Source organism: Peribacillus sp. RS7 (assembly GCF_041956845.1).
Lineage (GTDB): Bacteria > Bacillota > Bacilli > Bacillales > DSM-1321 > Peribacillus.
Genome location: NZ_CP168135.1, coordinates 1,635,545 through 1,661,415, shown reverse-complemented (window position 1 = coordinate 1,661,415; position 25,871 = coordinate 1,635,545). Strand labels below are relative to the sequence as shown.

General features: G+C 40.3%; 22 protein-coding genes. 16 read left to right on the top strand and 6 right to left on the bottom strand.

The genetic code is table 11. From position 1 onward, the window contains the following. Positions 1-34 precede the first annotated feature (34 nt). The 5 genes from ACDZ29_RS08630 to ACDZ29_RS08610 all read left to right on the top strand — a co-directional run bounded on the left by ACDZ29_RS08630 (position 35) and on the right by ACDZ29_RS08610 (position 3,933). On the top strand, positions 35-229 hold the full coding sequence (locus ACDZ29_RS08630; protein WP_375090665.1) for a hypothetical protein: 195 nt from the start codon (positions 35-37) through the stop codon (positions 227-229). 357 nt (positions 230-586) lie between these two features. Next, positions 587-1,282, top strand: coding sequence for a response regulator transcription factor (locus ACDZ29_RS08625; protein WP_370016766.1), 696 nt, complete (start codon positions 587-589; stop codon positions 1,280-1,282). After that, positions 1,279-2,634, top strand: coding sequence for a sensor histidine kinase (locus tag ACDZ29_RS08620; protein ID WP_375090664.1), 1,356 nt, complete (start codon positions 1,279-1,281; stop codon positions 2,632-2,634). Before ACDZ29_RS08625 ends, ACDZ29_RS08620 begins: the two co-directional genes overlap by 4 nt. A gap of 65 nt (positions 2,635-2,699) precedes the next feature. Continuing rightward, entirely contained in the window at positions 2,700-3,248 is a 549-nt protein-coding gene (locus ACDZ29_RS08615; protein WP_289326901.1) for a PepSY domain-containing protein, read from the top strand. Positions 3,249-3,450: 202 nt separating this feature from the next. Next, the gene (locus ACDZ29_RS08610; RefSeq protein ID WP_370016762.1) at positions 3,451-3,933 is read left to right on the top strand and encodes a tetratricopeptide repeat protein; all 483 of its coding nucleotides are present in this window, start codon (positions 3,451-3,453) and stop codon (positions 3,931-3,933) included. Between the two features lie 255 nt (positions 3,934-4,188). Here ACDZ29_RS08610 and shc read toward each other — a convergent pair whose 3' ends face one another. The 3 genes from shc to ACDZ29_RS08595 all read right to left on the bottom strand — a co-directional run bounded on the left by shc (position 4,189) and on the right by ACDZ29_RS08595 (position 8,669). Beyond that, positions 4,189-6,084: a squalene--hopene cyclase gene (gene shc, locus ACDZ29_RS08605; RefSeq protein ID WP_375090663.1), complete on the bottom strand. Its 1,896-nt coding sequence runs from the start codon at positions 6,082-6,084 to the stop codon at positions 4,189-4,191. Between the two features lie 169 nt (positions 6,085-6,253). Beyond that, positions 6,254-7,909 carry a M14 family metallocarboxypeptidase gene (locus ACDZ29_RS08600; RefSeq protein WP_289326898.1) on the bottom strand — a complete coding sequence of 552 codons (1,656 nt, stop codon included), beginning with the start codon at positions 7,907-7,909 and terminating at the stop codon, positions 6,254-6,256. A 397-nt stretch (positions 7,910-8,306) separates the two neighbouring features. Next, positions 8,307-8,669 carry a DUF1450 domain-containing protein gene (locus tag ACDZ29_RS08595; RefSeq protein ID WP_289314459.1) on the bottom strand — a complete coding sequence of 121 codons (363 nt, stop codon included), beginning with the start codon at positions 8,667-8,669 and terminating at the stop codon, positions 8,307-8,309. A gap of 249 nt (positions 8,670-8,918) precedes the next feature. Here ACDZ29_RS08595 and ACDZ29_RS08590 point away from each other — a divergent pair, with 249 nt between their 5' ends. The 5 genes from ACDZ29_RS08590 to ACDZ29_RS08570 all read left to right on the top strand — a co-directional run bounded on the left by ACDZ29_RS08590 (position 8,919) and on the right by ACDZ29_RS08570 (position 15,846). Then, a complete protein-coding gene (locus ACDZ29_RS08590; protein WP_289314460.1) occupies positions 8,919-9,869 on the top strand; it encodes an ABC transporter permease in 951 nt (316 codons plus the stop codon). Further along, the gene (locus ACDZ29_RS08585; protein ID WP_289326897.1) at positions 9,862-10,809 is read left to right on the top strand and encodes an iron chelate uptake ABC transporter family permease subunit; all 948 of its coding nucleotides are present in this window, start codon (positions 9,862-9,864) and stop codon (positions 10,807-10,809) included. Before ACDZ29_RS08590 ends, ACDZ29_RS08585 begins: the two co-directional genes overlap by 8 nt. Then, entirely contained in the window at positions 10,803-11,561 is a 759-nt protein-coding gene (locus ACDZ29_RS08580) for an ABC transporter ATP-binding protein (protein ID WP_289326896.1), read from the top strand. Before ACDZ29_RS08585 ends, ACDZ29_RS08580 begins: the two co-directional genes overlap by 7 nt. Positions 11,562-11,773: 212 nt before the next feature. Then, the gene (locus ACDZ29_RS08575; RefSeq protein ID WP_370017117.1) at positions 11,774-12,718 is read left to right on the top strand and encodes a siderophore ABC transporter substrate-binding protein; all 945 of its coding nucleotides are present in this window, start codon (positions 11,774-11,776) and stop codon (positions 12,716-12,718) included. 1,154 nt (positions 12,719-13,872) lie between these two features. Next, positions 13,873-15,846 carry an LTA synthase family protein gene (locus tag ACDZ29_RS08570; RefSeq protein WP_370016755.1) on the top strand — a complete coding sequence of 658 codons (1,974 nt, stop codon included), beginning with the start codon at positions 13,873-13,875 and terminating at the stop codon, positions 15,844-15,846. A 65-nt stretch (positions 15,847-15,911) separates the two neighbouring features. Here the strand turns inward: ACDZ29_RS08570 and ACDZ29_RS08565 are convergent, their stop codons facing one another. Together ACDZ29_RS08565 and ACDZ29_RS08560 are read right to left on the bottom strand one after the other, a co-directional pair. After that, positions 15,912-16,532, bottom strand: a complete 621-nt coding sequence (locus tag ACDZ29_RS08565; protein WP_375090662.1) for an RraA family protein — start codon at positions 16,530-16,532, stop codon at positions 15,912-15,914. A 541-nt stretch (positions 16,533-17,073) separates the two neighbouring features. Then, positions 17,074-17,253, bottom strand: coding sequence for a hypothetical protein (locus ACDZ29_RS08560; RefSeq protein ID WP_289326893.1), 180 nt, complete (start codon positions 17,251-17,253; stop codon positions 17,074-17,076). A 119-nt stretch (positions 17,254-17,372) separates the two neighbouring features. Between ACDZ29_RS08560 and ACDZ29_RS08555 the strand changes: the two genes are divergently transcribed. The 6 genes from ACDZ29_RS08555 to ACDZ29_RS08530 all read left to right on the top strand — a co-directional run bounded on the left by ACDZ29_RS08555 (position 17,373) and on the right by ACDZ29_RS08530 (position 24,300). Further along, a complete protein-coding gene (locus ACDZ29_RS08555) occupies positions 17,373-17,696 on the top strand; it encodes a DUF948 domain-containing protein (protein ID WP_375090661.1) in 324 nt (107 codons plus the stop codon). 389 nt (positions 17,697-18,085) lie between these two features. Beyond that, entirely contained in the window at positions 18,086-18,616 is a 531-nt protein-coding gene (locus tag ACDZ29_RS08550) for a YhcN/YlaJ family sporulation lipoprotein (protein WP_375090660.1), read from the top strand. 206 nt (positions 18,617-18,822) lie between these two features. Then, positions 18,823-20,331 carry a spore germination protein gene (locus ACDZ29_RS08545; protein ID WP_375090659.1) on the top strand — a complete coding sequence of 503 codons (1,509 nt, stop codon included), beginning with the start codon at positions 18,823-18,825 and terminating at the stop codon, positions 20,329-20,331. Between the two features lie 23 nt (positions 20,332-20,354). After that, the gene (locus ACDZ29_RS08540; RefSeq protein WP_375090658.1) at positions 20,355-21,455 is read left to right on the top strand and encodes a GerAB/ArcD/ProY family transporter; all 1,101 of its coding nucleotides are present in this window, start codon (positions 20,355-20,357) and stop codon (positions 21,453-21,455) included. Further along, positions 21,452-22,534, top strand: a complete 1,083-nt coding sequence (locus tag ACDZ29_RS08535) for a Ger(x)C family spore germination protein (protein ID WP_375090657.1) — start codon at positions 21,452-21,454, stop codon at positions 22,532-22,534. The genes ACDZ29_RS08540 and ACDZ29_RS08535 overlap by 4 nt, the downstream gene beginning before the upstream one ends. An 86-nt stretch (positions 22,535-22,620) precedes the next feature. Continuing rightward, a complete protein-coding gene (locus tag ACDZ29_RS08530) occupies positions 22,621-24,300 on the top strand; it encodes an alpha-glucosidase (protein WP_375090656.1) in 1,680 nt (559 codons plus the stop codon). 50 nt (positions 24,301-24,350) lie between these two features. Here the strand turns inward: ACDZ29_RS08530 and ACDZ29_RS08525 are convergent, their stop codons facing one another. Beyond that, positions 24,351-25,802 carry an amino acid permease gene (locus ACDZ29_RS08525; protein ID WP_289326877.1) on the bottom strand — a complete coding sequence of 484 codons (1,452 nt, stop codon included), beginning with the start codon at positions 25,800-25,802 and terminating at the stop codon, positions 24,351-24,353. Positions 25,803-25,871 lie beyond the last annotated feature (69 nt).

Sequence of the window (25,871 nt, the reverse complement as noted above, 5' to 3'; positions counted from 1 at the left end):
AATTTTAAAGGAAAAACAAAATTAGAGACATTTAGTGAATGGTGAAATCATGAAAAAATATTGGATTTTAAAAATTTTAATGATTGTATTATTTATAGTTGCGTTATCAATTTTTTATCTTAAAGCTTTTTCGAAAATAGGGTTCGTATTTTTAGTAGTAGCAGGTATAATCATAGCTGTTTTAAATTTTCTAAATGACAAAGCTTATAAAATAAGAGGTAACAACTAATTCACTTTTTTTTATATCCTTTTTACATCCATCAGTAATGAAAAACTTTGGATTTAGTTTTTATTTTCGGCTTAATCATCCTAGACTATGGAAATATTCCATAGTCTTTTTATTATAGTTAACCATTGATTTATAGGCTTTTATTATTTAGCTATACGGAAACTCTTACGATTGTGACGAACCTATCGGACTTTTCTTTTCACATCCGCTTCTTTTTGGTCTTTTATAGGCCTTGATTCCCTTAGTCCGGATATTTTAAATAAAGTCGTTTTTTCATGGGATTTTTTTGCGGACGGCTCAATTTCTCATGATATTTTCATTTTTCTTCAGTACACTAAGGGGTAGGTGGTGGTAAACATGAATAAAAGGATTTTAATAATAGAAGATGAAGAAAAAATCGCGAGGGTCCTCCAGCTGGAACTTAATCATGAGGGTTATCTAACCGAATCGGCTTTTACCGGAAAGACAGGTCTGGAAAGGGCAGAAGCCGAAGAGTGGGATTTAATCTTATTGGATGTGATGCTGCCCGAGTTGAATGGCATAGAAGTACTTAGGCGTTACCGGAAAAAGAATGGTTCAACCCCAGTCATCCTTCTAACTGCAAGGGATGCTGTGCCAGACAAGGTGAATGGGCTGGACCATGGTGCGAATGATTATGTAACGAAACCGTTTGAAATCGAAGAGCTGCTGGCACGGATCCGTGCTTGTTTTCGTACCAATGTAGGGGTGAGCCAATCAGAAGGGGAAGCGGATGAACTAAAGGTCCATGATCTTCAATTGAACCTTGGTACAAGGGACATTCACAGGCAAGGCAAAATGATTGAGCTGACTTCCCGCGAGTTCGATTTGCTGGTTTATCTTTTGCAAAATAAGAATCAAGTGCTTTCAAGGGATCAAATCCTGACACATGTTTGGGGATATGACTTTGCAGGGGATACGAATGTGGTTGATGTGTATATCCGTTATTTACGTAAAAAAATAGATTACCCCTTTGATTTGCAGCTCATACATACTTACCGCGGGGTAGGTTACAGCTTGAAGGAGCCTGTATGAAGATTCGGACGAAAATCCAATCGTATTCCAGCCTTTTTTTAAGCGTCATGCTTATATTGTTGAGTATCATCGTTTTACTCGCCTTTCTTTGGATATCGGTTGAAAGGGAACGGGACCTGCTTGAAGATCAAGCTTCATTAATTGCAGAAAATATCCTGTCGAAAGATTTGATTTCAGGTGATTCCGATTTAATGGAGCCGTATACCCCAGACGATGGAATGGTGCGGATATTTGGCACTGATGGGAGATTGGTAAAATCGTTTACTGATGAAGAGGACCTTCAGGGGCTGGCGGTTAAAGCCATTACCGAGAAAGGATTCGATTTCACCAAAGTTGACAGGGATTATGTATTGACCTACCGTTACCCTTATCCCGAAGAAGGGAAGAAGCTAGGGATGATCGAGGTCACACAGCCGCAGGATACCCTCCTTGATAATTTATCGACTCTTGCCCTCGTTTTAGGCGGGGCGTCCCTTTTTGTCATTCTTTTATCCATTCTTGCCGGTAAGTGGCTAGCCAATCTAATACTCAAACCCATATCGATCATGAGCGGAACAATGAAGGATATTGAGACAAGTGGAGAATTCAAACGGATACCGCTATCAGACCAATCAAAGGACGAGCTTCAGGTTATGGGGCTGTCATTCAACAGGATGATAGATAGGCTGGAGCGGAATTATAACCAACAGCAGCAATTCCTTTCAGATGCTTCACATGAATTGAAAACACCGATTACGGTCATTGAAAGCTACTCTTCTCTATTGAAACGCTGGGGAATGAAGGACGAGGCGATTCAGGAAGAGGCGGTGGAGGCAATCCATCATGAAGCCATCCGGATGAAACAGCTGACGGAACATCTGCTCCAGTCGGCTTCCCAAACGGAACCCTCAGTGGATATGGAAGGAAAGATCGAACTTATTTCGTTTTGTGAACAGATTGCCCAAACATTTAGAAGGACAGGGAATCGAGAAATAAAGATACAATCCGAGTTTAAGGAAATATATGCAACGACCATTTCCAGCAAGCTTGAACAGGTGCTTGTCATCCTATTGGACAATGCCATGAAATACAGTGAATCGGGTATACAGATCATCATAACACGGGAGGCTAATGAAATTTTCATTGGTGTGAAAGATCAAGGCGCAGGGATATCATCAGAACATCTCCCGCATGTATTTGAACGTTTTTACCGCGTGGATTCATCGAGGGCACGGAAAACGGGAGGCAATGGACTCGGGCTTTCCATCGCCTGGACTCTTGTTGAGTCATTAGGCGGTAAATTGGAAATCCAAAGCGAAGTGGGAGAGGGGACTTTGGTTACTATCACTCTTTCTCATCAAATTCTAATCTAGCGTTCATGTTCCTTTCATGAAGGATGGTTATTCTTAAGGTAACAAATTAAAGGAGGAATTCATTCATGAAAAAGCAGTGGAGTACGATAAAAGAAGGTATCATTCAAAGGAAAAAGGTAATCATGACGGTTTCCGTAGCCTCAGTATTGCTTTTTGGCGGTGCTGCTGGAACGGCGGTATATGCGGTCAATAAGGGTGCACTATCCGAGGACGAGGCTGTAAAAATGATTTCAGAAAAACTAGGCGGGGAAGTTACTCAATTTGAAAAGGATTGGGACCAGCCGATGACCTATGAGATGACCGTTAAAACGAAAGAAGGTTATCAAGACGTAGACGTTGATGCTGAAAAAGGAGAGATTCTTTCTCAGGAGATGGAAAACGATGACGATGAGGATATGAGCACACAACAAGCGGTGGAAACTGCAAAAATCAGCATGGATCAAGCTGAAAAGATTGCCTTGAAAGAGGTGGATGGTCAAGTGACTGATGCAGAGCTGGATTCGGAGAATGGCATCCTAGTGTACGAGTTGGAGATAAGCCAAGGACAAAAGGAATATGATGTAGTGGTAGATGCCACCACGGGAAAAGTATTGAAAAACCAGTTGGATGATTAATCAATACCTTGAACTGAAAGGTATGAAAGGATTTGCCAAGTGGCAGATCCTTTTTTTTATTGCCAAGACAGTTAGGGAGTGAAGCTTCCTCATCCTTAATAATCATGCATAAACTATTTGAAATTCCGCCCATTAAAAAGGAATTAAAAAGAGGAATCGCGAATAGGGGGAATTAGGAATCTTTTTCAATGGAGGAATGGCAATGGATAGTTTAGAAATGGCACTGTCATTAAGAGGCAAGAAAGAATTTGAAAAATCCAATCAATTATTGATGGATCTGGCAAAGCAAAATCCCGGGGATGCAGTCATACAGTATCAGTGTGCCTGGAGTTTGGATATTCTTGGACTAGAGGTAAAGGCGGTGTCCCATTATGAAGCTGCCCTCAAATTAGGTTTGCCGGAGGAGGACGCAAAAGGGGCATATCTGGGGCTGGGGAGCACTTACCGTACCATTGGGGAATATGAAAAATCAAGACGGACATTTGAATCCGGACTGGCTAAGTTTCCGGAGGATAAGGCTTTATTGGTATTCAGGGCCATGGCATTTTATAATTTGGGCCAACATGATCTTGCAATGGAGTCCTTATTGAAAATAATTGCGGAAACCTCCAACGATCGAGAAATACAATCTTATGCGAAGGCCATAGAATTCTATAGTGATAAACTGGATACAGTATTTACGTAATAGTGATCATTCATCCCCAAACTATCCACAAAGGGTGCATAAAAAAGTCATTTTTACATATCCGAAATGAATTAATCAACAAGATTCTATAAAAATAAGGACAATTTTTATCGATGACTTGCTTTTAGTCATTTTATCGGATAAATGAATGTGGATAACCTTGGATTGTGGATAACTTTTCGTTGTTATTCACCTCTTTTCCACAGGTAATCCACATATTCACCTTTATATGATAAAAAAACACTAAAATGGCGATTAAGCATTCAGGAATTTTTTATTGTAATGACTTAAGGCCAAAAGGGGATAAATATAGCGATAGCTATGATAATGGATATACAAAAAATCTGCCATTCCCTGGCCTGCAGGATAATCATTTGTCCAGCTTTCTTGTTGACCTGCGCTGATGAGGAAGGCAATGCCCTTTTCAATTTCGGCTGTCGGCTTTTCGGTTGCCGATATCAACGCATCCACAGCCCAAGCTGTATGTGTCAAGGTACTTGCTCCAAGGGGGATATACCGCTGCTTGATATCACTGTAACAAGATTCACCCCAGCCACCATCTTTATTTTGAATTTTCTTCAACCAGGTTAGGGCTTTTTGGATGGATGGATGTTCAGTGGATTGTCCTGCGGCCTTCATGCCAGTCAGTGCAGACCATGTGCCATATAGATAGCAGATGCCCCAGCGCCCATACCAGGATCCATCACGTTTCTGGTCCTCCAATAGCCAATCCAACGCTCTTTTACTGACTTCTTCCTGCTTCTTCATATTTGTATAGTTCCCTAGGAATTCCAGCGTTCTCCCTGTTAAATCCGCGGTAGAAGGGTCGGTCAGGAGATATTTGGAACCCTCTATAGGAAGAAGGTGCAGCCATTTATGGTCGTTATTCCGTTCGAATGCAGGAAATCCACCATCATCATTTTGCATGGATATCGTGAAGGAGACACCGCGCTGCCAGCTGTCCCGATTATCGGGTTTTGCTTGAAGTTGCTTAGCCAGCGCCCGCAGTGAGGCAGTCGTATCATCCACATCAGGATTCATGGTATTCAAATCCGAGAACCCCCAGCCGCCTGGAATCGCGTTAGGATTATGGATCAGCCAATCTCCATACATATAATGCTGGCGGGACAGTAAGTACTGATTAGCGGCCTTGACAGTTAGGTCTTTGGAAGATATGCCCGCTTCTTGAAGGGCGTAACTTATTAAGGAGGTATTCCAAACATGGGGCGTTGTGAACTGGATATGTGTGTGGCCTTCAACGGAGCAAGCCATCCCCTTCAGACCGGCAACGGCCTTTTGAATCACCGGATCCTTTTTCGAATAACCAATTGAAAGGAGCGCAAAGATCATAAAAAAGGTAGAACCGAAATAATTGTACAGTGTCCCGTCGGGTTCCAGCCTGTCTAGCATAAACCTTTTCGTTGAATCCAAGGCTAAGGAATGCAAATAATCCGGATACCCAATTAACGTTTTGACACCTGTTTGAAGTTTGGAGAAGAAGGAACGATATTCTTCGGTACGATACTCCTCCCACACATGTTCTTCGGAACGATCCTCCCTTGTGTGATATAAATCTTTTAGACTGGGAGTGTCCGGGGTCTTAATCTGAAATCTTTTATGGCCAAGTAAAAGCAATGGAATCATGTTGACCCGCCCATATACCGAAAGATCATATATGCTGACGAAAAAGGTCGGAGGCAGTAAGACGACTTCGAGAGGAATGGGGAATAGGCGTGGCCATTGATATTGTCCTGTGACTGTAAGCATCATTTTCGTTAACATTTTGGCCTGTTTGATTCCACCCTTGGAAAGAATGAATTGTTTGGCTTTCCTCATATGGCGATCGCGCTTATTTCGGAGCCCGCTAAAAAGAAGACCATAGTAAGCCTCGATCGTAACCGTAACATTGCCGTCCTTCTCGTCATGGAAAAGTTTCCATGACCCGTTTTCCGTTTGCTTGCTTTCGATTCTATTTACTAAAGCTTCTATAAGAGGAGCATCTTCCATATCTAAAATTTTCAATAATATAATCATATAGGCATCTGCCGTTATCCCAGTGTCAAAGGGATAATTCCACGAACCATCAGCGGATTGGTCTTGTTTCAAGCGATGAACAAGGCGATTGATTTCCAATTGTACATGTTGGTTCAATGACGTTCCTCCTTTAAAAACACATTTTCCGTTTATATGTATATTCAAAACTTGTGGCTGCATTCAAGAAATCATGTCAGGTGCCTCGTCCCAGCATGAATAAAGGAGGATGGAAACTAAAAACGCTTTGGCGATGAAAGCTGCCAAAGCGTCATTTAGATAAAATGCATTATTTAGTGGGTAAGCGTGTTGGTTGCATATAACGGTAAATCGGGAGTTCTTTCCCTTTGTCGGCAGGAATGAAATTGAATGTCACATAGCTGTCCATGCCTTCAGGTTCGAGGGCAAGGGAGATGAAGTTGGCATCAGGCTGGGCCATGTCGAATACATAGCTTCCTTTGGGGAAATCCTGTTTTTTGCTAGTTACAGTTGTCGTGACTTCCCTTGTGGAATGTCCGCTTTCCAGTTCATCTGAAACTTTTAAATCCTTGACCCGATAGCTTTCGACAGCTACTTTCATAGGTTTTTTTAATTTTTTCACTTCTACTCCCAATACCTGAAGTTTCTTGGCGATGTCTTTATATTCTGGTGGAAGGATATAAGCTGTCGGACGATTTCTAACCAGGGTAGGGTAGGCGTCAGTAGAATCCAGCCAATCGATGGAGGCATTGACCATTTTAGCTTTCGCTAAATCGACTACTGTCAATTTTTGATTCTTAACCAATTTATTTTCGCTGGTGATGACAATTTTATCGTTATCATTTGCTTTTCGCCCTTTTTGCACGACTTCAGTTTCTGCCTGTTTAACGGCCTTTTTAACTTTACTGGCCTGTTCGGCTGCCGTTTGGATGAATGCTGCCTGTGCTGTAGCTTGTGCAAAAACACGTCGTTTAAAATCCGTACGGCCGATATTGATTCCCCTTGTTTCAATTAAATAGGTCATTGTATTTTTTAAACCGAGGGCGTTTCGGCCAATCCGGGCTTCTGTGCTTCCTTCTGTGGCGGTAAGGACTCCATCATCAGATGTAGCCAGTGTATAGTAATCGTGATAGGAAAGCTTTTCTTTTTCCAATGTTTTAAAAACGTTAGGTAAAAGCAGTTCATCGGAAGCTTTTCGAAGCTGTTCGGGAATATTTAAATTCTTGGCCGAGGAGATAAGTAAATCATAGGAAGCGATTGATCCATTTGTTCCCACCTTTTTAAGGGGGGCGGGATTCACTGTATATTCATGTACATCAAGAATGACCTCAGGTTCATACTCATCGATTGTCTGATGAATCGTCTGGACTTCAGGATACTCCACTTTTAAATAGTCCCTATTCGCATCCATGTCATTGGAGGTATATCGTTTGAAATAATAAGAACCATCAGGATTCACGCGTGGAACGATGGCAACATTCACTTTATCGAGGACATCACCAAGCTTGCCCTCAGCCAGCCATTGTGCAAGGACTAATGCTGATTCACCTGAAGCTGGTTCATTGCCATGGATCTGACCTTGAATCCAAATCAATGGTTTATGGGAATCCTTATTCAGTTTTTTTGAATCCTTGCTGAAAAGAAGCATCGGGATGTCGCGTCCTTCTGTGGATTTACCTATCGTCTTGACTTGGATGTTCTTGTTTCTATGGGAGAGGGACTTGATATGACCAATCATTTCTTCTTGGCTCGTAAAGGCGATCTTGTCATTTTTAAAGGCTGGTGTGTTGAAAGAAACATTAGGTTCAGGGAAAAGGTGGGAGAGGTTATCAGGTTGAATATAGCTTGGACCATTTCCGTAATAAGGGGTGAATTCTTCTGCCCCGGCGATGTGGCTCTGGCCAGGGAATCCAGTGACAAGACCTAGTGTGACGACTGATACGATGGCAGGAATGATTTTTTTCACGGACGTCCTCCTATCTATCTTTTTCCATAAATTATCATATATTAAGCTATTTTTACAGTATAATGGTAGGAAATAGTGAAAAACAGGAAGTATCTACTAGATTATTGAAAAAATCACATGGCTTCTGCCCAGTAATTCACACTAAGAATTAACATGATTGTAGTGTTGAAATCGCTAAAAAAACCCCTCTCTGCAAAAAAAGAGCGGGGATATATAGTAGAACGCTTATGTATCCAATTTCAAGAAACCTTATCCGGGCTTATTTATTAAAGGGAAGTTGGAGCAAAAAATGATGAAGTTTGTGATTCCTTTTAATAGATGTTCATCACCTGTATTCTGTATAATTACAGGTGGATAGTTGAAATGATACGGATCAAACAAATTTGCCTGGCCCGTATCATTTCAATTCATCATTCAACTGATTTAAAAGTTCCTGTGAATCCTTGCCACTCATGATCTGGCCGTTCACTTTCGCATAGGGGGTTTTCTGACAAAGTTTACATTCACTTAAACATTCATATTCCTTATATTGAACCCTTGGATTCGCTAAGAACTTACCATAATCAGCAACTGTTTGTTCATTAAGGAAGCGGTCAAGATTATTTTGGCAAAATTCAATCTGGATTTTCGCTTTTTTTGAGAACACTTTGGATAGCAAGTTTTTCATCATATCGCTACTTTCATTAGAAGAGTAAATATTTGTTATTTTGATTTTATCATTTCCTGGAGCGAAATGCATGATTGGTTCATCCAAATTCATTACAATATGACTATCCGGAGTTTATCAAAGTAATTCCCTTGTATATATTGACACATGTCAAAGAAATGGTAGAATAAGAAAGACTGATAATGATAATGAATCTCATTATCACGTATGGAAGAAGATTGTAACTATTGTATCTCCATGAATCCCATTTCAATAGGAGATATACAATAGTCTTTATTCATATATTTTTAATTAAAAATATTATCGCTGTATTTAGTGAGATAGGAAGAGTAGGAAATGTAGATGAAGATAAGATATTTAGTCATGGCGTTAATTGTATTATCATTTACGTCATTATTCATTGGTGTAAAAGATATTACCCCCCTGGATTTATTGGATCTAAGTGATGATAAAGTGCAAATCATGCTGCAAAGCCGTTTCCCCAGAATGATGGCCATAGTCATTGCCGGTGTTGTGATGAGTATAAGCGGTCTGATCATGCAGCAATTGAGCCGAAACAAATTTGTATCCCCGACGACTGCCGGTACCATGGATTCTGCAAGGCTTGGACTTCTTCTTGCCATCATCATTTTCCCTTCGGCAGCACTTATAGAGAAAATGGCATTCGCTTTCATATTCGCTTTGGCAGGTACGTTCTTGTTCATGAAAATTCTTGATCAAGTGAAATATAAGGATACGATATTCATTCCACTGGTCGGTTTGATGTTTGGTAATATCGTCGGATCCATCTCGACTTTCTTTGCTTATAAATATGATTTGATTCAAAGCCTTAACACATGGATGAATGGAGATTTCTCGATGATCATGTCGGGAAGGTACGAACTTATATATGTAAGTATCCCTCTAGTCATTCTCGCATACTTCTTTGCCAATAAATTCACTGTGGCAGGGATGGGTGAGGAGTTTGCTATCAATCTAGGACTCAATTATAAACTTATAGTCAATTTTGGGTTGATCATCGTGGCATTATCCTCCACTGTCGTCCTGTTAACGGTGGGAACGATTCCTTTCATAGGATTGATCGTACCAAATATTGTATCCCTATACCTTGGTGATAATTTGAAAAAGAGTCTTTCTCATACAGCATTGCTAGGGGCAGTATTCCTATTGATCTGCGATATTCTGGGCAGGATCATCATATATCCATTTGAAATCCCGATCGGACTCGTGGTTGGTGTGATAGGAAGCGCCGTATTCATCTATCTGATTATGAGGAGAAAGGCATATGAATAATAAAAGTAGGATCATAATATTAGCTGTTCTAGCGGCAGCTTTAACGGCAGGTTACATATTTTGGGACCTTGGCCCGAATTGGGATTATGCACTGCCGAGAAGGGTTATAAAAATCATCGCCATCATCGTGGTAGGTTGTGCGATAGCCTTTTCAACAGTGATTTTCCAGACGGTTACGAATAATAAAATCCTGACACCAAGCATTTTGGGGTTGGACTCCATGTATATGCTGATTCAAACGGGAGTGATTTTCCTCTTCGGTTCAACGCATATCATGATTATGAATAAAAATCTCAATTTCCTGGTTACCCTTACGGCCATGCTTATTTTTTCCAGCCTGCTGTTCAAGTTCATGTTCAAGAAAAACCGAAATATTTACTTCCTATTGCTGATTGGGATCATCTTCGGGACCTTATTCGGCAGCATGTCTTCATTCATGCAGGTATTGATTGACCCGAATGAATTTCAAATCATTCAAAATAAAATGTTTGCCAGCTTCAATAATGTCAACACCGACCTGTTAACATTGGCGATTATCCTCATGATAGCGGCAATCATATATTTCATGAGATTTTTGAAGTATTTGGATGTCATGTCCCTAGGGAGGGACCAAGCCATTAACCTGGGTGTGGATTATGATTTTGTCACAAAGCGGGTTTTAATCGTCGTCACGATTTTAATCTCCATTTCAACTGCCCTGATTGGTCCAATCACGTTCCTTGGATTACTTGTTGCAAATGTGGCTTATCAATTCATTAAGTCCTATCAGCATAAACATATCATCCCTGGTGCAATGCTGATCAGTGTGATTGCCTTGGTCGGCGGCCAATTCATTGTAGAGAGGATCTTTACGTTCTCAACCACTTTGAGTGTCATTATCAACTTTGTTGGCGGGGTCTATTTCATCTATCTTCTATTAAAGGAGAATAAATCATGGTAGAAGTGAAAAATTTATTCAAAAAATATAATAGTAAAACGGTTGTCGAGGATGTTTCCATTGAAATAACGAAAGGGAAAATCACATCCTTCATCGGTCCTAATGGTGCGGGGAAAAGTACAGTCCTTTCGATGATCAGCCGGCTCATTACCCGGGATTCGGGAGAAGTCCTGATCGAGGGTAAGGATATGGGAAAATTCAATAGCAATGAACTAGCGAAAAAGATTGCCATCTTAAAGCAGGCCAACCACATCAATATCCGTTTAACGATTCGTGAACTCGTCGCCTTTGGCCGCTTTCCTTATTCACAAGGTAAACTGACTAAAGAGGATTGGGAATATGTCGATGAGGCGATTGAATATATGGAACTTGGCGAAATGCAGGATAAATTTCTTGACCAGCTTAGCGGCGGGCAACAGCAGCGGGCATTCATTGCCATGGTTATCGCTCAGAACACGGAGTATGTCCTTCTTGATGAGCCCCTGAACAATCTTGATATGAAGCATTCCGTCCAAATCATGAAGGTATTGAGGAGATTGGCCGATGAATTAGGTAAAACGGTCATCATCGTCATTCATGACATTAATTTCGCTTCCTGTTATTCCGACTATATTGTCGCATTGAAGGATGGCAAGGTCGTTCATAATGGACCTACCGAACAAGTCATCAATTCCAATGTATTAAAGGAAATCTATGATATGGATATTGAAATCCAAAATATCAATGACAATAAGATCTGTGTGTACTTCACTTAAGTCAATGCCATTTGGTTTTAAATTACTTCAGTATTCGTAGCCGATCCAGAATCACTTCGTACGCTCATTAGGCTGTTAAAAGTTGGCGGGCGCCCAGATTATAGCCGCCTCCTGTTTATATGGCAGGGAAAAGTGATCAGGTGAATTCTGTGAAGGTGAGGATTCAATATGTAATTTTAAATAAAAAAATACTTTTCGAGGTGACCATAATGATAAAGAAATTATCTTTACTGCTATTAGTTGCAATGCTGGCTGTAGTGGCTGCAGCTTGTGGAGCAGATAAGGAAAAAGAAGAATCCAGTGCGAAAAAAGAAAGTGCAAAAAGCGAAGAATTTACGGTTAAGCACCAGCTAGGCGAAACGAAAGTGAAAACAAACCCTGAAAAAGTCGTTGTATTCGATATGGGTGCTCTTGATACACTTGATAAATTAGGTGTGGAAGTAGCAGCTGTTCCTCATGATGGCCTTCCAAAATACCTTTCTAAATATGAAGGTACAACTGAAAATGCTGGCGGATTAAAAGAACCTGACTTCGAAAAAATCAATGAGATGGCTCCTGACTTGATCCTTATTTCTGGCCGTCAATCTGAAGCATATAAAGAATTAAGCAAAATTGCCCCTACTGTTTTTGTAGGTGTAGATACTGCAAAGTATATGGAATCATTTAAAGAAAACGTAACACTTTTGGGTAAAATCTTCGATAAAAAAGACAAAGCTGCTAAGGAATTGGCAAGTGTTGAAGAAAACATCAATGCTTTGAAAGAAAAAGCTCCAACGGATAAAACTGGTTTAATCGTTCTTGCTAGCGGTGGAAAAGTAAGTGCTTACGGACCGGATTCAAGATTTGGAATTATCCATGATGTATTCGGAGTACCTGCTGTAGATGATAAATTGGAAGTATCGACACATGGTCAAAGTATTTCTTTCGAATACATTGCTGAAAAGAATCCTGACTACCTATTCGTTGTAGACAGAGATGCGGTTGCCGGTGATGGAGCTAGAGCAAAAGAAACTGTTGAAAATGACATTGTGAAAAATACAAAGGCTTTTAAAGAAGGCAACATCATTTATCTTGACCCTAACTATTGGTACTTATCAGGCGGCGGTTTAGAATCTGTTGATGCAATGGTTAAAGAAGTTTCAAAAGGCCTTAAGTAATATAAAGGAAATCCTGCCCTCGATTGAGGGCAGGATTTATTTATTTTCTAATAATAAAGCTGACTGAAAAATATATACTAACAAGAGGGGAACCAGGAAAATCTCGTAACAACTGCTTATAAGCTCCTCACAACCAAATAAGGTGAATAAATAGGATAAGGGCCCTTACACGCCAGTTTCAGCTGTCAGGGATTTATATGGGCAGTTATAGAAAGAAAATAACTTTTCAGTCAATCAAATAACAACGAGAAAATTAAGTTTCTTCCTATTATAATGTCATTTGCCTGGATACTTGATGCACTTTCAGGTTCCGGTGTGGTTTTTAAATTGTAATTTAAGTGAACTTTGGTAAATTGGACCTTTCATGGGTTGGAATAACAATCTAATAATTAACATTCATTTAAACCTGGAAATGATCGAATTCATCATACAATACTTCGGGGAATTTGGCGTCATTTACTATCAGGAAAAATAATTTAATAAAAGTTGATCAAACGAAGTCAAGAAGGGAATGATGTCGATTTACGCGAAATACGTTTATTAAACAGGCTTCAAAGCCGTTTGTTATTTTATGGAATTTTGGAATGGTATGACGAAGGAGATAGACGGGTGAAACTTATGCTGGCTTTGGTTCTGAAGGGGATACGAAAAGTGCGGAGGAGCCATGCATCAATGTAATCGTCAATCAATTTTCAACTGTCGAATTATCGGGAAAGATATCCTGGAAATATCAATAGTTATAAATGTTTGAAGATTTATATCTTTACATATTTTGTAATGTGCTGGTGTTTTTATTAAGAGTCGTTTATAATGGTAAAAGCCTGAAGGACGTGAAATTTATATAGTGACTGTCATCCGCAGTCACCCCAAAAAGTTACGGTGATATTTATTGGATTAAGACATGGAGTTCCTATATATTTGTTATAGGTGTACTGAACATTCGAGAAGGGCAAAACTCTGTAATTTTTTAAAAGGCTTGTTCATAAGCTAAGGAAGTGTTCTGGATATAAGGATTATAGATGTGACAAAAGGTGGTTTTCACAATCTTGACTATCCGAGTGAAAGAATGCTATCATAAGGTTTCCGATTTTCCGTCTTTTGTAAGTATGTAAAAATTTATATAAATAAACCACTAGATTAATAGAGGTGAAAGCATGAATAAATTTCTTAAAAAAAGCCAGCATTTATTTGCAGATAACATACTAGGCTTTTTCTTTATTGCGGTAGTCTTGTTTTGGATAAAAACTTATATTGGATATCGAATTGAATTTAACTTAGGTCTTGAAAATGGCCTGCAACAGTTCTTACTGTTCATAAACCCGATTAGTTCAGCCATTTTATTCTTTGGCCTTGCACTATTGGCTAGAGGCAAAAAATCGTTCAAATGGATCATCAGGTTGAACCTATTGATGTCCTTATGGTTATTCTTCAATATTGTATACTACCGTTCATTTACCGATTTCATTACATTACCAACCTTGACGCAAGTGCAAAATGCCGGGGATTTAGGACCGAGTATTTTAGAATTATTTAAAACCCATGATGTATTTTATTTCCTTGATACGGTTCTTTTGATCGTATTGTACAGATTCAAAGACTTTAAAGTGGAAGACTTCAAAGTCAAACGCCGTACAGTTGGAATGGTTTACCTAGCGGGTCTTGCAATTTTCGCTATCAATTTAGGACTTGCTGAAAAGGATCGCCCGCAATTATTATCAAGAACATTTGACCGGAACTATATCGTCAAATATTTGGGCATGTTCAACTATACGGTATATGATGCCGTTCAGAATACAAAAACATACGCTCAGCGTGCGACTGCAAATAGCACGGATATCGCAGAAGTGGTCAACTATACGAAGGCAACAAGCGCTGAACCGAACCCTAAGTATTTTGGGGCAGCTAAAGGTAAGAATGTCATATACTTGCATTTGGAATCCATGCAGAATTTCCTGATCGATTATGAGTTGAATGGAGAAGAAGTTACTCCATTTTTAAACTCACTTGCAGCAGATAAGTCAGATTTCATGCACTTTGATAATTTCTTCCATCAAGTAGGCCAAGGTAAAACGGCGGATGCTGAATTCATGCTCGAAAATTCCCTGTTCGGTTTACCACAGGGTGCAGCATTCACAAACCGATCCCAAAATACGTATCAGGCAGCACCAGCGATTTTAGGACAACAAGGATACACATCTGCTGTGTTCCATGGTAACTACAAATCTTTCTGGAACCGGGATAATATGTATAAGTCTCTTGGTTTTAATCAGTTCTTCGATGCAAACCATTATAATATGGAAAATAAAGAGGAAGTTCTAAGTTATGGATTAATGGATAAGCCTTTCTTTAAAGAATCGATTCCTATGTTAGAAACGCTTAAACAGCCTTTCTATACAAAATTCATAACGGTATCTCATCATTTCCCATATGCCATGGACCAGGAAAAAGCAACAATCGGTAAGCATACGACAGGCGATGCTTCCGTTGATAGTTACTTCCAAACTGCACGCTATGCCGATGAGGCGCTTAAAGAGTTTTTCGATTATCTGAAGGAATCCGGTCTTTATGATAACTCGGTAATCGTTATGTATGGTGATCACTATGGTATTTCCGAAAACCATAAAGAAGCCATGTCAAAAGTGCTTGGCAAGGATGTTGACGCATTTGAGAATGCCCAATTGCAACGTGTACCATTATTGATTCATGTTCCAGGTGTCGAAGGCGGGGAAATGCACCAATACGGAGGACAAATTGACCTTCTCCCGACTTTATTGCATCTGTTAGGAATTGAATCTAAAGATTATGTACAATTCGGTTCGGATTTATTATCAAAAGATCATAATGAAGTGGTACCTTTCAGGAATGGTGATTTTGTAACACCGGATGTCACTTCCATTAAAGGGAAATACTACGATACGGATACAGGGGAAATGGTCGAGGAAAATGATGACATCCTCAATTACAAGACGAGAGTTGAAACGATGCTCAATTTATCCGACCAAGTCGTGAACGGTGACTTACTCCGTTTCTATACTCCAAATGGCTTTAAACCAATTGACCCTGCTGATTATGATTACACATATGAAGAAGAAGGTTCAAAGGAAGACGGGACCGATAAAGATAAATAAGCTTAATGAAAAGAACAGGCAGGAAGCCATTGCTTCCTGCCTGTTTTTTATATGCAAAAGGAATATTATGCTTTGTTGGTCATCATGGCGATATACTTTCTTATTTCATCAGGCTTTCCTGCATATTTTTCTGCACGCCGTTCATCCTTTAAGATTTTATCTTTTGCTTTGTTCAGGATTTCTTCACCCATGGCTTGTGGCACGACCACGACTCCATCTATGTCCCCTATGATAATGTCCCCTGGAAATACGGTGACACCTCCACAGGAAATGGGGATATTGGTTTGTCCTACACCAGCCTTGCCGCTTGAGGCAACCGTCGTCCCTTTACTGAATACAGGGAAATTCAGATCTTTAACCGCTTTAAGATCACGAATGACACCATCAACTACGAGGGCGCCAATTTCCATTGTCTGCATCATGCCGACAACAAAGTCTCCTGCAATAGCCCGGTATGTATCGCCTTTGCTGTCAACGACTATTATATCCCCAGGACTTGCTTCGCCGATTGCTTTTAAAACCGCTGAATTATCACCGACGGGCATCTGTACGGTTAAAGCACGTCCGGAAAAATGATATTCTTCTTTTAAGGGTTTAATCGCTGATTCCAGATTGTTCAATCCTTCCATTGCATCTGAAATGGCCGTTGTAGGCAAATTCATGAACTGTTGAATAAGAGTATCCATGATATGATTCCTCCTTGAGTGTTAATGAATATAGCCTAATTATACACAAATTTTGTAATTTTCTAATAGTTTCGTGTTTGATAAAATGGTAAATCTGGTGTAATCATTAAATGAAGGGGGAGGGAAGTTCTGCTTATAGAAGGAGTTCAAGACAAATCCATGTTTAATCAATCGTTTGATTAAACTTTATAGACAGGAATGTATAAGGAAATCCCCTTCAGCAGCAAGTGTAATATCCATGGATGGACGTGGTCACTTAACCTGTTTTATTAAAGGGGATTATACTTCCGATATTAAAAATGTGCCTATGGGTTTCAATCGTGGTGAAGGTTTTGAATAAGGAGGTCATATCGAAATATCGTATTTTCATATTTTTGCGTTTTGCCTTCTTGTCCCGTATGTACTTTTTTACTTCATTCGCCTATTGTCACAAAGAGGGAAATGTCAGTATGTCCCCTCGTTTTCTTGAATGCAGGGGTATTGAAGCGGTCCTTAGTGGAACCAGTATGCGGGAGGTCGCTAAAGAGGTTTTCAACAATCTTCAAAGCAGGAGCAAAATCAAGACGGACGTAGCCAATGTAAGCCAAATGGGGCTTAAAACTTCTGGATGAATGATTAAAAAAATGATTCCTGCGATTGTGGCAGCCTGCTGTATGGTCATATTTCTAATGAAGTGTACACCAGCTTTAAAACAGGCTTTAAGTAGAGGCATGTGATTCATTTTCATTCCTCCTTTTTCTTTCAATAATATGACCAGGCATAAAAGAAAATACATGGGGATTCGTTTTCTGCTCAAGTATTATGGGTATAGTAAAGGTAAAATAAAAGGAGGAATCATAGGTGGTTATTGTATATATTAGTCTTGCCCTCTTTATCGGATCGATTATCTATTTTGCCTTTTTCGCTTTCAAAACATTTAAGGATTCCAAACCGACAATTGAAAATTTGAATAAAACTGTTACACGCATTCAGGCAAAAACGGAGCAGATTAAATCTGAGACGGACCAACTCGCCATGACACAGCAAGGAATCACTGATGATGTTCAATATAAAAAAGAGGCCGTACAATATACGGTTGATGCTGCTAAACAAACACCGGAGCCCTTCAAAAATATTTGGTTTTCAATAAAAGGTGACAAGTGGAAGCTTAGAAACAGAGCATAAGCGTTTCGATTTGGAGTATATGATATAGTCTTGAAATAATAAGTTTCAAGGATTCCTCGTTTGAATTTTACCGGTAGGGTCCAAGAGAAAGCGGAGGATTCTGCGTAAAAGGAGGGGAAAAAGCCCGGGAGGTTATGATACATGACCTTTTGGGCTTTTTCTGTAATTGGAGGGAAAAAGGGCTTTGGTTCAAATCGTGATTGAATGATTATTTGAAGTGCAATGGCCAACGAATAAAAAAATGAAAAGGTTTTACGAAATTATCGATGCGTTTGGTATTCGTCGGTTTTATTTTGGTTGGAACTATCGGCTTGAAGGTCACTTCTTCTGAATAATTTATCGTCTCCTCGCAAATATTAATATTAAATTATTTTAGAGGAGTGAAGAAAATGAATTATAAAGCGATGGTATCAAGTGCGATGATGGCTTTAGTGATTACAGGTTGTTCACCTAATGATAAAGAAGATGCCAGTGAAAATCTTGGCCTGAATCGTACCAATCAGGATAATTTGGATAATCCGATGAATGTAAGCGATACAAGGCAAAATACAAATAATAATAATAATGAAAATGATAATGGTGTAAACGATATGAGGGTTTCCGAAGATATCGCAAATCGTGTCGAAGCTTTGAAGGAAGTGAAGAACGCCAGTGTCATCGTGACTGAAAATAATGCATATGTAGGGGCAGTATTAAAAGACGGCGGGGATAAGGATATCCCGAATGACCTTAAAGAAAGGGTTGCTGATGCAGTAAGGGGAGCCGATCCGTCGGTGGACCAAGTTTATGTGTCGGCGAACCCTGACTTTGTTCAAAGAATAGATGAGTATGCGAATGATGTCGAGAATGGAAAACCCGTTGCGGGATTCGCTGACGAGTTCCGTGAAATGGTAACACGCATTTTTCCAACCCAAAGGTAAGTGGTAATAGTTAATTGAATGAAAACTCTAAGACTTATCCGTTGATTTCGTGCTTTCTGAAGGCGTGGAATTCGGATAGGTCTTTTCCTGTTTTAAGAAAAAAATCACCTTTGAATGTGTTTTAAGGATATCGGTGAATTATGACTAACTTTATAGAGGGTGGTTACACTAAAAAAACTAAGTACAAGTAATAGGGGGGTGGAATAGTGAGGTTTTTTAAGGACAGGAAGGATAAGGATGCAGCAACCTTTCAGGTTTCTTCCAAGGATTTTCAGGAACTTCTTAAAAAGTTTGAAGCATCTAATGATTTTCTTACCTTCCAATACCCGAATGAAGACGACTTTACCATCTCCTATTTCAATTCACTGGTTAGTGAACAACAGCTCCATGAACATGTACTGACTGCCATTTCGAATCAACCTAAGAAGGATCTTAAGCAATTAAAAGGCGAAATTCCGATGGAAGATATGAAATTGACGGCTGATATAAATGACATTCAAAGGTTGGTTTTGGCCGGATCGGTCATGATTCAATACAAGAAAGATGATGAAATGTGTTTGTTGGTTCCATGTGTTCATAGTGTGAAAAGGCAAATTTCCACACCCGAGTCCGAGTATACGGTCGTTGGGTCCAAGGAGGCTTTTGTTGAATCGCTTGATTCGAATTTGAATCTGATTCGTAACCGTTTGCCCACTCCTGAATTGCAGTCCAAGGAATTTCGGGTCGGGAGCATCTCGCAAACAAGGTTAGCCGTTCTCTACATAGATGGGATAGTAAATCAACAGATCATTAATACAGTCATGCAGAGAATAGAAGATATAGAATATGATACGATCGTCGATATTTCGTTTGTAAGCCAGATGATCACGGATAATCGGAATTCGATGTTTCCGCAACTGATTGATACGGAGCGGCCCGATCATCTGGCTAGTGTATTATCGGAAGGGAAAATAGGGATCATGCTGGATGGATCTCCTCATGTATTAGTTGGTCCCAATACCATCATTTCGTTCTTTTCGTCATTTGAAGATTATTTTCAAATTTGGAATCTCGGTACTTCATTCCGTTTGATTCGGCTTTTCGCAGTGCTGTTTTCCGTTTTGTCATCACCTCTGTATGTTGCCGTTTTAACGTATCATTATCAGGTGATTCCAACGGATTTGCTACCCATCTTAATATCATCCAGGGGCGTGATCCCTTTTCCGCCGATTTTGGAAGCGATCGTGCTGGAAGGGACGATCGAATTGCTCAGGGAAGCAGCGGTCAGGCTGCCAGCTAAGGTTGGCTCCACCATCGGTATTGTTGGCGGAATAGTCATCGGTACAGCTGCTGTGGAAGCGGGATTTGTCAGTAATGTCTTGTTGATGCTTGTCGCTTTGGCTGCCTTGGCTTCATTTACGGTGCCGATTTACCAAATCAGTAATACGATTCGCCTTATCCGCTTTCCTTTTCTAATTGCAGCCCAGTTATACGGACTGTTTGGAATAGCTTTATGCAGTGCATTCATTTTAAGTCATTTATTGAAATTGACTTCGCTTGGCAGTCCATATTTAGATCCTCTTTACCCGTTAAGGATTCATGACTTTAAAGATAGTCTGATTCGCCTCCCTTTTTCAAAGCAGAAAAAACGCCCGCAATTTCTGCGGACGGAAAACCCACTAAGGATGAGGAAGAAGACGGAAACTCAAAAATCCCAAAGTGATATTGATGAATAAGGTGTAGAAAGCGGTGAGAAGGTATGGAAGTCAAACCAAATGAAACTAAACAAATATCCCCATTTTTTGTTTTTTTCCTTATGCCAGGCATGCAGATTGGCGTAGGGGTATTGGGGTTTGAACGGGTCATAGCGAAAGAGGCTGGCCAAGACGCATGGATATCAATCATAATTTCAGGGTTAATCATAAATGTTCTGCTTTGGATGTGTTTCAAGCTTTTAGGCAGGGGCCCCAAAACACTTGATTTGGTTGCCATCCATAAAGATTTGTTTGGTAAATGGGTAGGAAATGCTTTCAATATTTTATTCATCCTCTACTTCATAATGATCTCCATCATACTTATCAGGACTTATTTAGAGGTCATTCAGGTTTGGATGTTCCCTGGTGTTAATGTCCTGATGCTATTAACCTTCATTCTTATTCTCCTGTATAGTTTTGTGACAGGAGGGTTCAGGGTCATAACTGGTTTTTGTATAATCGGGCTTATTATTGGATCACCATTATTCCTTTTGAATTATTTTCCATTGAAGCACGCCCACTTTGAAAATTTGGGTCCTTTTCTTGATCATTCCTTTTTGGAAATCATGAAGGCCTGTAAGAAAATGACCCTGAATTACCTTGGTTTTGAATTACTCCTGATTTATTACCCATTCATTAAAAAGCGTGAACACTCTCAAAAGTGGGCACACTTAGGGGTGTTGTTTACTATGTCGATATATTTAATGTTTATTATTGTTTCATTAGCCTACTATCATCAAGATCAGCTGAAAGATGTAATATGGGCAACTTTGACGTTATGGAAAATTGTAGACCTTCCATTCATTGAAAGGTTCGAATACATAGGGATTTCCGTTTGGCTGTTCATGGTGCTGCCGAATGTTTGTTTAGGGGTTTGGGCAGCAAGCAGAACAGCGAAAAGAGCATTTGGATTCAGACAGAAAAAGATGTTGGTTTTCATCCTGCTTATCATTTTAGCTTCCTGCCTTTTTTTGGATAACCGCTATAAAATCGATAGGTTTAACACGATCAGTTCACAAATAGGCTTTTATATCATTTATTTGTATCTTCCTCTCTTATTCATATGGCAGTCGATCGTCTATAAAGTTAGGGGGGATAAATCATGAAAATCAAACTCCTCATGATTACATTAGCTTGTTTCTTGATGACGGCGTGCGGTGTGGAAAAGCAAATATTAGAAGATATTTTAATTGCTGAAGTCGTAGGTTATGATGATGCCGGAGACAATAAAATCAAAGGTACGGTCGTTGTCAGCGTTCCTCAGCCTGGTGAGGAAGCAGATCTAGGTAATGAAGTATATGAATCGATTTCCCATGATATAAAGGCAGCCCGCCAGCAAGAAAATGCAAAGACACCATTCCCGATTGTCGGCGGGAGGCTGACAGTCATTCTCTATGGTGAAGAGTTGGCGGGTAATGGGTTGAATGATTACGTCGATACATATCGGCGTGACCCGATGGTGGGACGGGATTTGTATTTAGCGATCGTTCATGGTAAAGCTGAGGATGTAGTTAAAATGGAACCGAAGTTGATTAAAACTCCAGGGGTTCAAGTAAAAGAACTGATCGAACAGAATATCCGAACTAATTTGCCTGATGTAGATTTGCACAGGTATTTATATGCAGTTCATGGTAAAGGGATCGATCCGGTCCTGCCCTTATTGGAAACTGCAGAAGACCATATACAGGTAAAAGGGATCGCCCTGTTTAAAAGTGATAGGTATATTGGTAAATATATCCCTTATGAGGATGGGTTTTTATTCAAAGTCCTTAGTGAAAACTTTAAGCTGGGGAATTATGAAATTAAATGGAAGGAAAATGACTATACAGATATCAATAACGTGGAGTCACGTGTCCATTATGATTTCTCGAATGTAAATCAAGACCCCAAAGTCAGGATTGAAGTGAAACTAAAAGCAAGTTTGCTAGAGGTCCAAGGTTATGACTTGGGCAAAGGGGTCGACCTGAATAAAATAGAGGCCAGGGCTGAACATGTCATTGGTAATAAATTAAATGAGATGGTAACCATGTTTCAGGAAAACAATATAGATCCGATTGCACTGGGTGATCACGCTAAAAGTAAAACAAGAAATTTCGATCAAAAACATTGGGAGGGGGCATATCCCCATATTCCCATCGAGGTGGATTTGGACATTGAAATGATTCAAACCGGAATTGCGGAATAAAAGAAGAATATTCTGAAGTTTCTCCCTTTATAATAGGGTATTGGTGTAATGATTATGTCAATGCGTTTAAAGAGGGGAGGAAAGGCATGGACAAAGCATGGTGGAAAGAGGCAGTTGTGTATCAAGTGTATCCAAGGAGTTTTATGGATAGTGATGGAGATGGGATAGGGGATTTAAACGGGATCTTGATGAAACTCGATTATTTACAAGAGCTGGGTGTGAACGTGATATGGCTATCCCCCATTTATCAATCTCCCAATGATGACAATGGGTACGATATCAGTGATTATCGATCAATCATGACTGAATTCGGGACAATGGCTGATTTTGATAGGTTGCTGAAGGCGGTGCATGAACGTGGGATGAAGATCATGATGGATCTGGTGGTCAACCATTCTTCAGATGAACATTCGTGGTTCATTGAATCCCGATCCTCAAAAGATAATCCAAAGCGTGATTATTATATTTGGAAACCTGGAAGGAATGGGGAAGAGCCAAATAATTGGGAGTCCATTTTTAAAGGTTCGGCATGGGAATATGATGAAGGAACGGATGAATATTATTTACATTTATTCAGCAAGAAACAACCTGATTTAAACTGGGAGAACCCTAAGCTCCGTGAAGAAATCTACAGCATGATGACTTGGTGGCTGGATAAGGGTGTCGATGGATTTCGGATGGATGTCATCAACTTCCTTTCAAAAGATCAGAGCTATTCAGATGGATCCGTTCATCATGAGAAGCAGTATGGTGATGGAAGCCCCTTTTTCCTGAATGGACCGCGCATACATGAGTTTTTACAGGAAATCAATCAACGGGCACTTTCTCGATATGACGTGATTACCGTTGGGGAGATGCCAGGCGTCACACCGGAGGAAGCACAATTGTTTACAGGTAAAGATCGTGGTGAGCTACATATGGTCTTTCAATTCGAACATATGGATTTGGGGTGCGGACCAGAAGGGAAATGGAGTAACGATAAGTGGAAGCTAAGCGATTTAAAGCGAATTCTTTCCAAGTGGCAGACTGGTTTGGAGGGGAATGGCTGGAACAGTTTATACTGGAACAATCATGATCAGCCCCGGGTTGTCTCAAGGTTTGGAAATGATGGAAAGTATCGTATTGAAAGCGCAAAGATGCTTGCCGCTTGTCTTCATATGCTTCAGGGGACACCTTATATATATCAAGGGGAAGAGTTGGGCATGACCAATGTTACATTTGAAAGCATCGATGAATACCGGGATATTGAAACGTTGAATTCATATGACGAACTCGTCAATTCGCGTGGCTGGTCAAAAGAGCGGATGATGTCAGCCATTCACGCCCGCAGCAGGGATAATGCGAGGACACCGATTCAGTGGAATGACTCCCGGAACGCAGGATTCACAAATGGGAGTCCATGGATTAAGGTTAATCCCAATTTTCCCGAGATCAATGCGGAAAAAGCCTACAATGATCCGAATTCCATTTTTCATTTTTATAAAAGGCTTATCCAAATACGCAAGAATCATGAAATCGTCGTTTATGGCCGTTTTGAACTGCTCTGTCCAGATGATGAACGAATATTTGCCTATACGAGAACGTTTGAAGAAGAAAAGCTGTTAGTGCTATGCAACTTTAAAGAGGAGCCGGCCTCCTATTCTTTGCCTGAAGAGCTGCATGCATATTCTGCTACAAGGCTGATCGGTAATTATGATCAGGAAGAAGAAGGAATCTCCACCAAACCTCTGCGTCCATATGAATGTCGTGTTTATCATTTGAAATGAAAAAAGGACCTGTTCTTCCCCGTTTAGAGAAGAGCAGGTCCTTTTACGTATTATTTGGATTTAAGGTCACATTCCTCAAGGGGAATTATTTTCGTTTTATGCTTAATTTTATAGCCGAACCATAGGACGAAAAATAGAATCAAGCCAATGTAGGAAACGAACATTGAATTCCAATCTATCCCATTGCTGCTGAAGGCTTGATAGCCTTGTCCAATGATAATGATGATACAAAGGACAAGTGCGAATATAGGTCCGAATGGGAAGCCTTTGGCCCGGTATGGTAAAGCATTCATATCAAGGCCTTGAGCTACGTAGGCTTTGCGGAACCGATAATGGGCAATCGCAATCCCGACCCAGGTGACGAATCCGGCCATGCCTGAAGCATTCAATAACCAGATATAAACAACACCATCTCCGAAAAATGAAGCTAAGAATGCAACGCAGCCAACTAAGGAAGTCACGATAAGTGCATTCACTGGTACTCCTCTTTTATCTAACTTGCCAAGGAATTTCGGTGCTTTCCCATCACGCGCCAAGTCCCATAGCATACGGGTTGAAGCGTACATGCCAGAGTTACCGGCAGAGAGTACAGATGATAAAATGATCGCGTTCATGATGGATGCAGCAAATGCAAGGCCCGCACGTTCAAATACAAGCGTGAATGGACTTACGGCAACATCTTCACTCAATAAACGTGAATCCGTAAACGGTATGATCATTCCAATTACAAAAATTGCAAGGATATAGAATAAGATGATGCGCCAGAAAACGGATCTGATCGCTTTAGGGATATTTTTTTCCGGATCCTCACTTTCACCAGCCGTCACTCCAAGCAATTCAGTTCCTTGGAAAGAAAAGCCAGCTGCCATGAATACGCCTAGAATCGTGAAGAACCCCCCGTTAAAGGGACCTTCGCCCATTGTGAAATTGGAAAAACCAATTGGGTCTTTCCCACCCATGATTCCGAGGATGATCAAGACACCAGTGATCAAGAATATGACGACCGTCACGACTTTGATCATGGCAAACCAGAATTCCGTTTCCCCAAAACCTTTAACGGACATGTAATTGATAAGAAACATTGTAATTAACGCAATGGCACTCCAGATAAAGGAAGGACTATCCGGGAACCAGAACTTCATAATTAAGACAACGGCTGCTAATTCAGCGGCAATGGTGATTGCCCAGTTATACCAGTAGTTCCATCCAATCGCAAAACCGAAAGACGGATCGACGAATTTGGATGCATAGACACGGAACGAACCGGCCACTGGCATGAACGCTGCCATTTCTGCAAGACTTGTCATTAAGTAATAAACCATGATGCCGATAATCGCGTATGCCACCAAGGCACCGCCGGGTCCGGCTGAATGAATGGCACCGCCACTTGCTAAAAATAAACCTGTTCCAATCGTTCCACCTAATGAAATCATCATCAAGTGCCGCGCTTTCAGGCTCCTTTTCAATTCAGTAGGGCTTGATGCTTGTTGTGAATTTGCCAATTGATGTTACACTCCTTTTTATTGGAAGGGAACGAAATATAAAAAAACAGCAGTCGAAAAAGATCGACG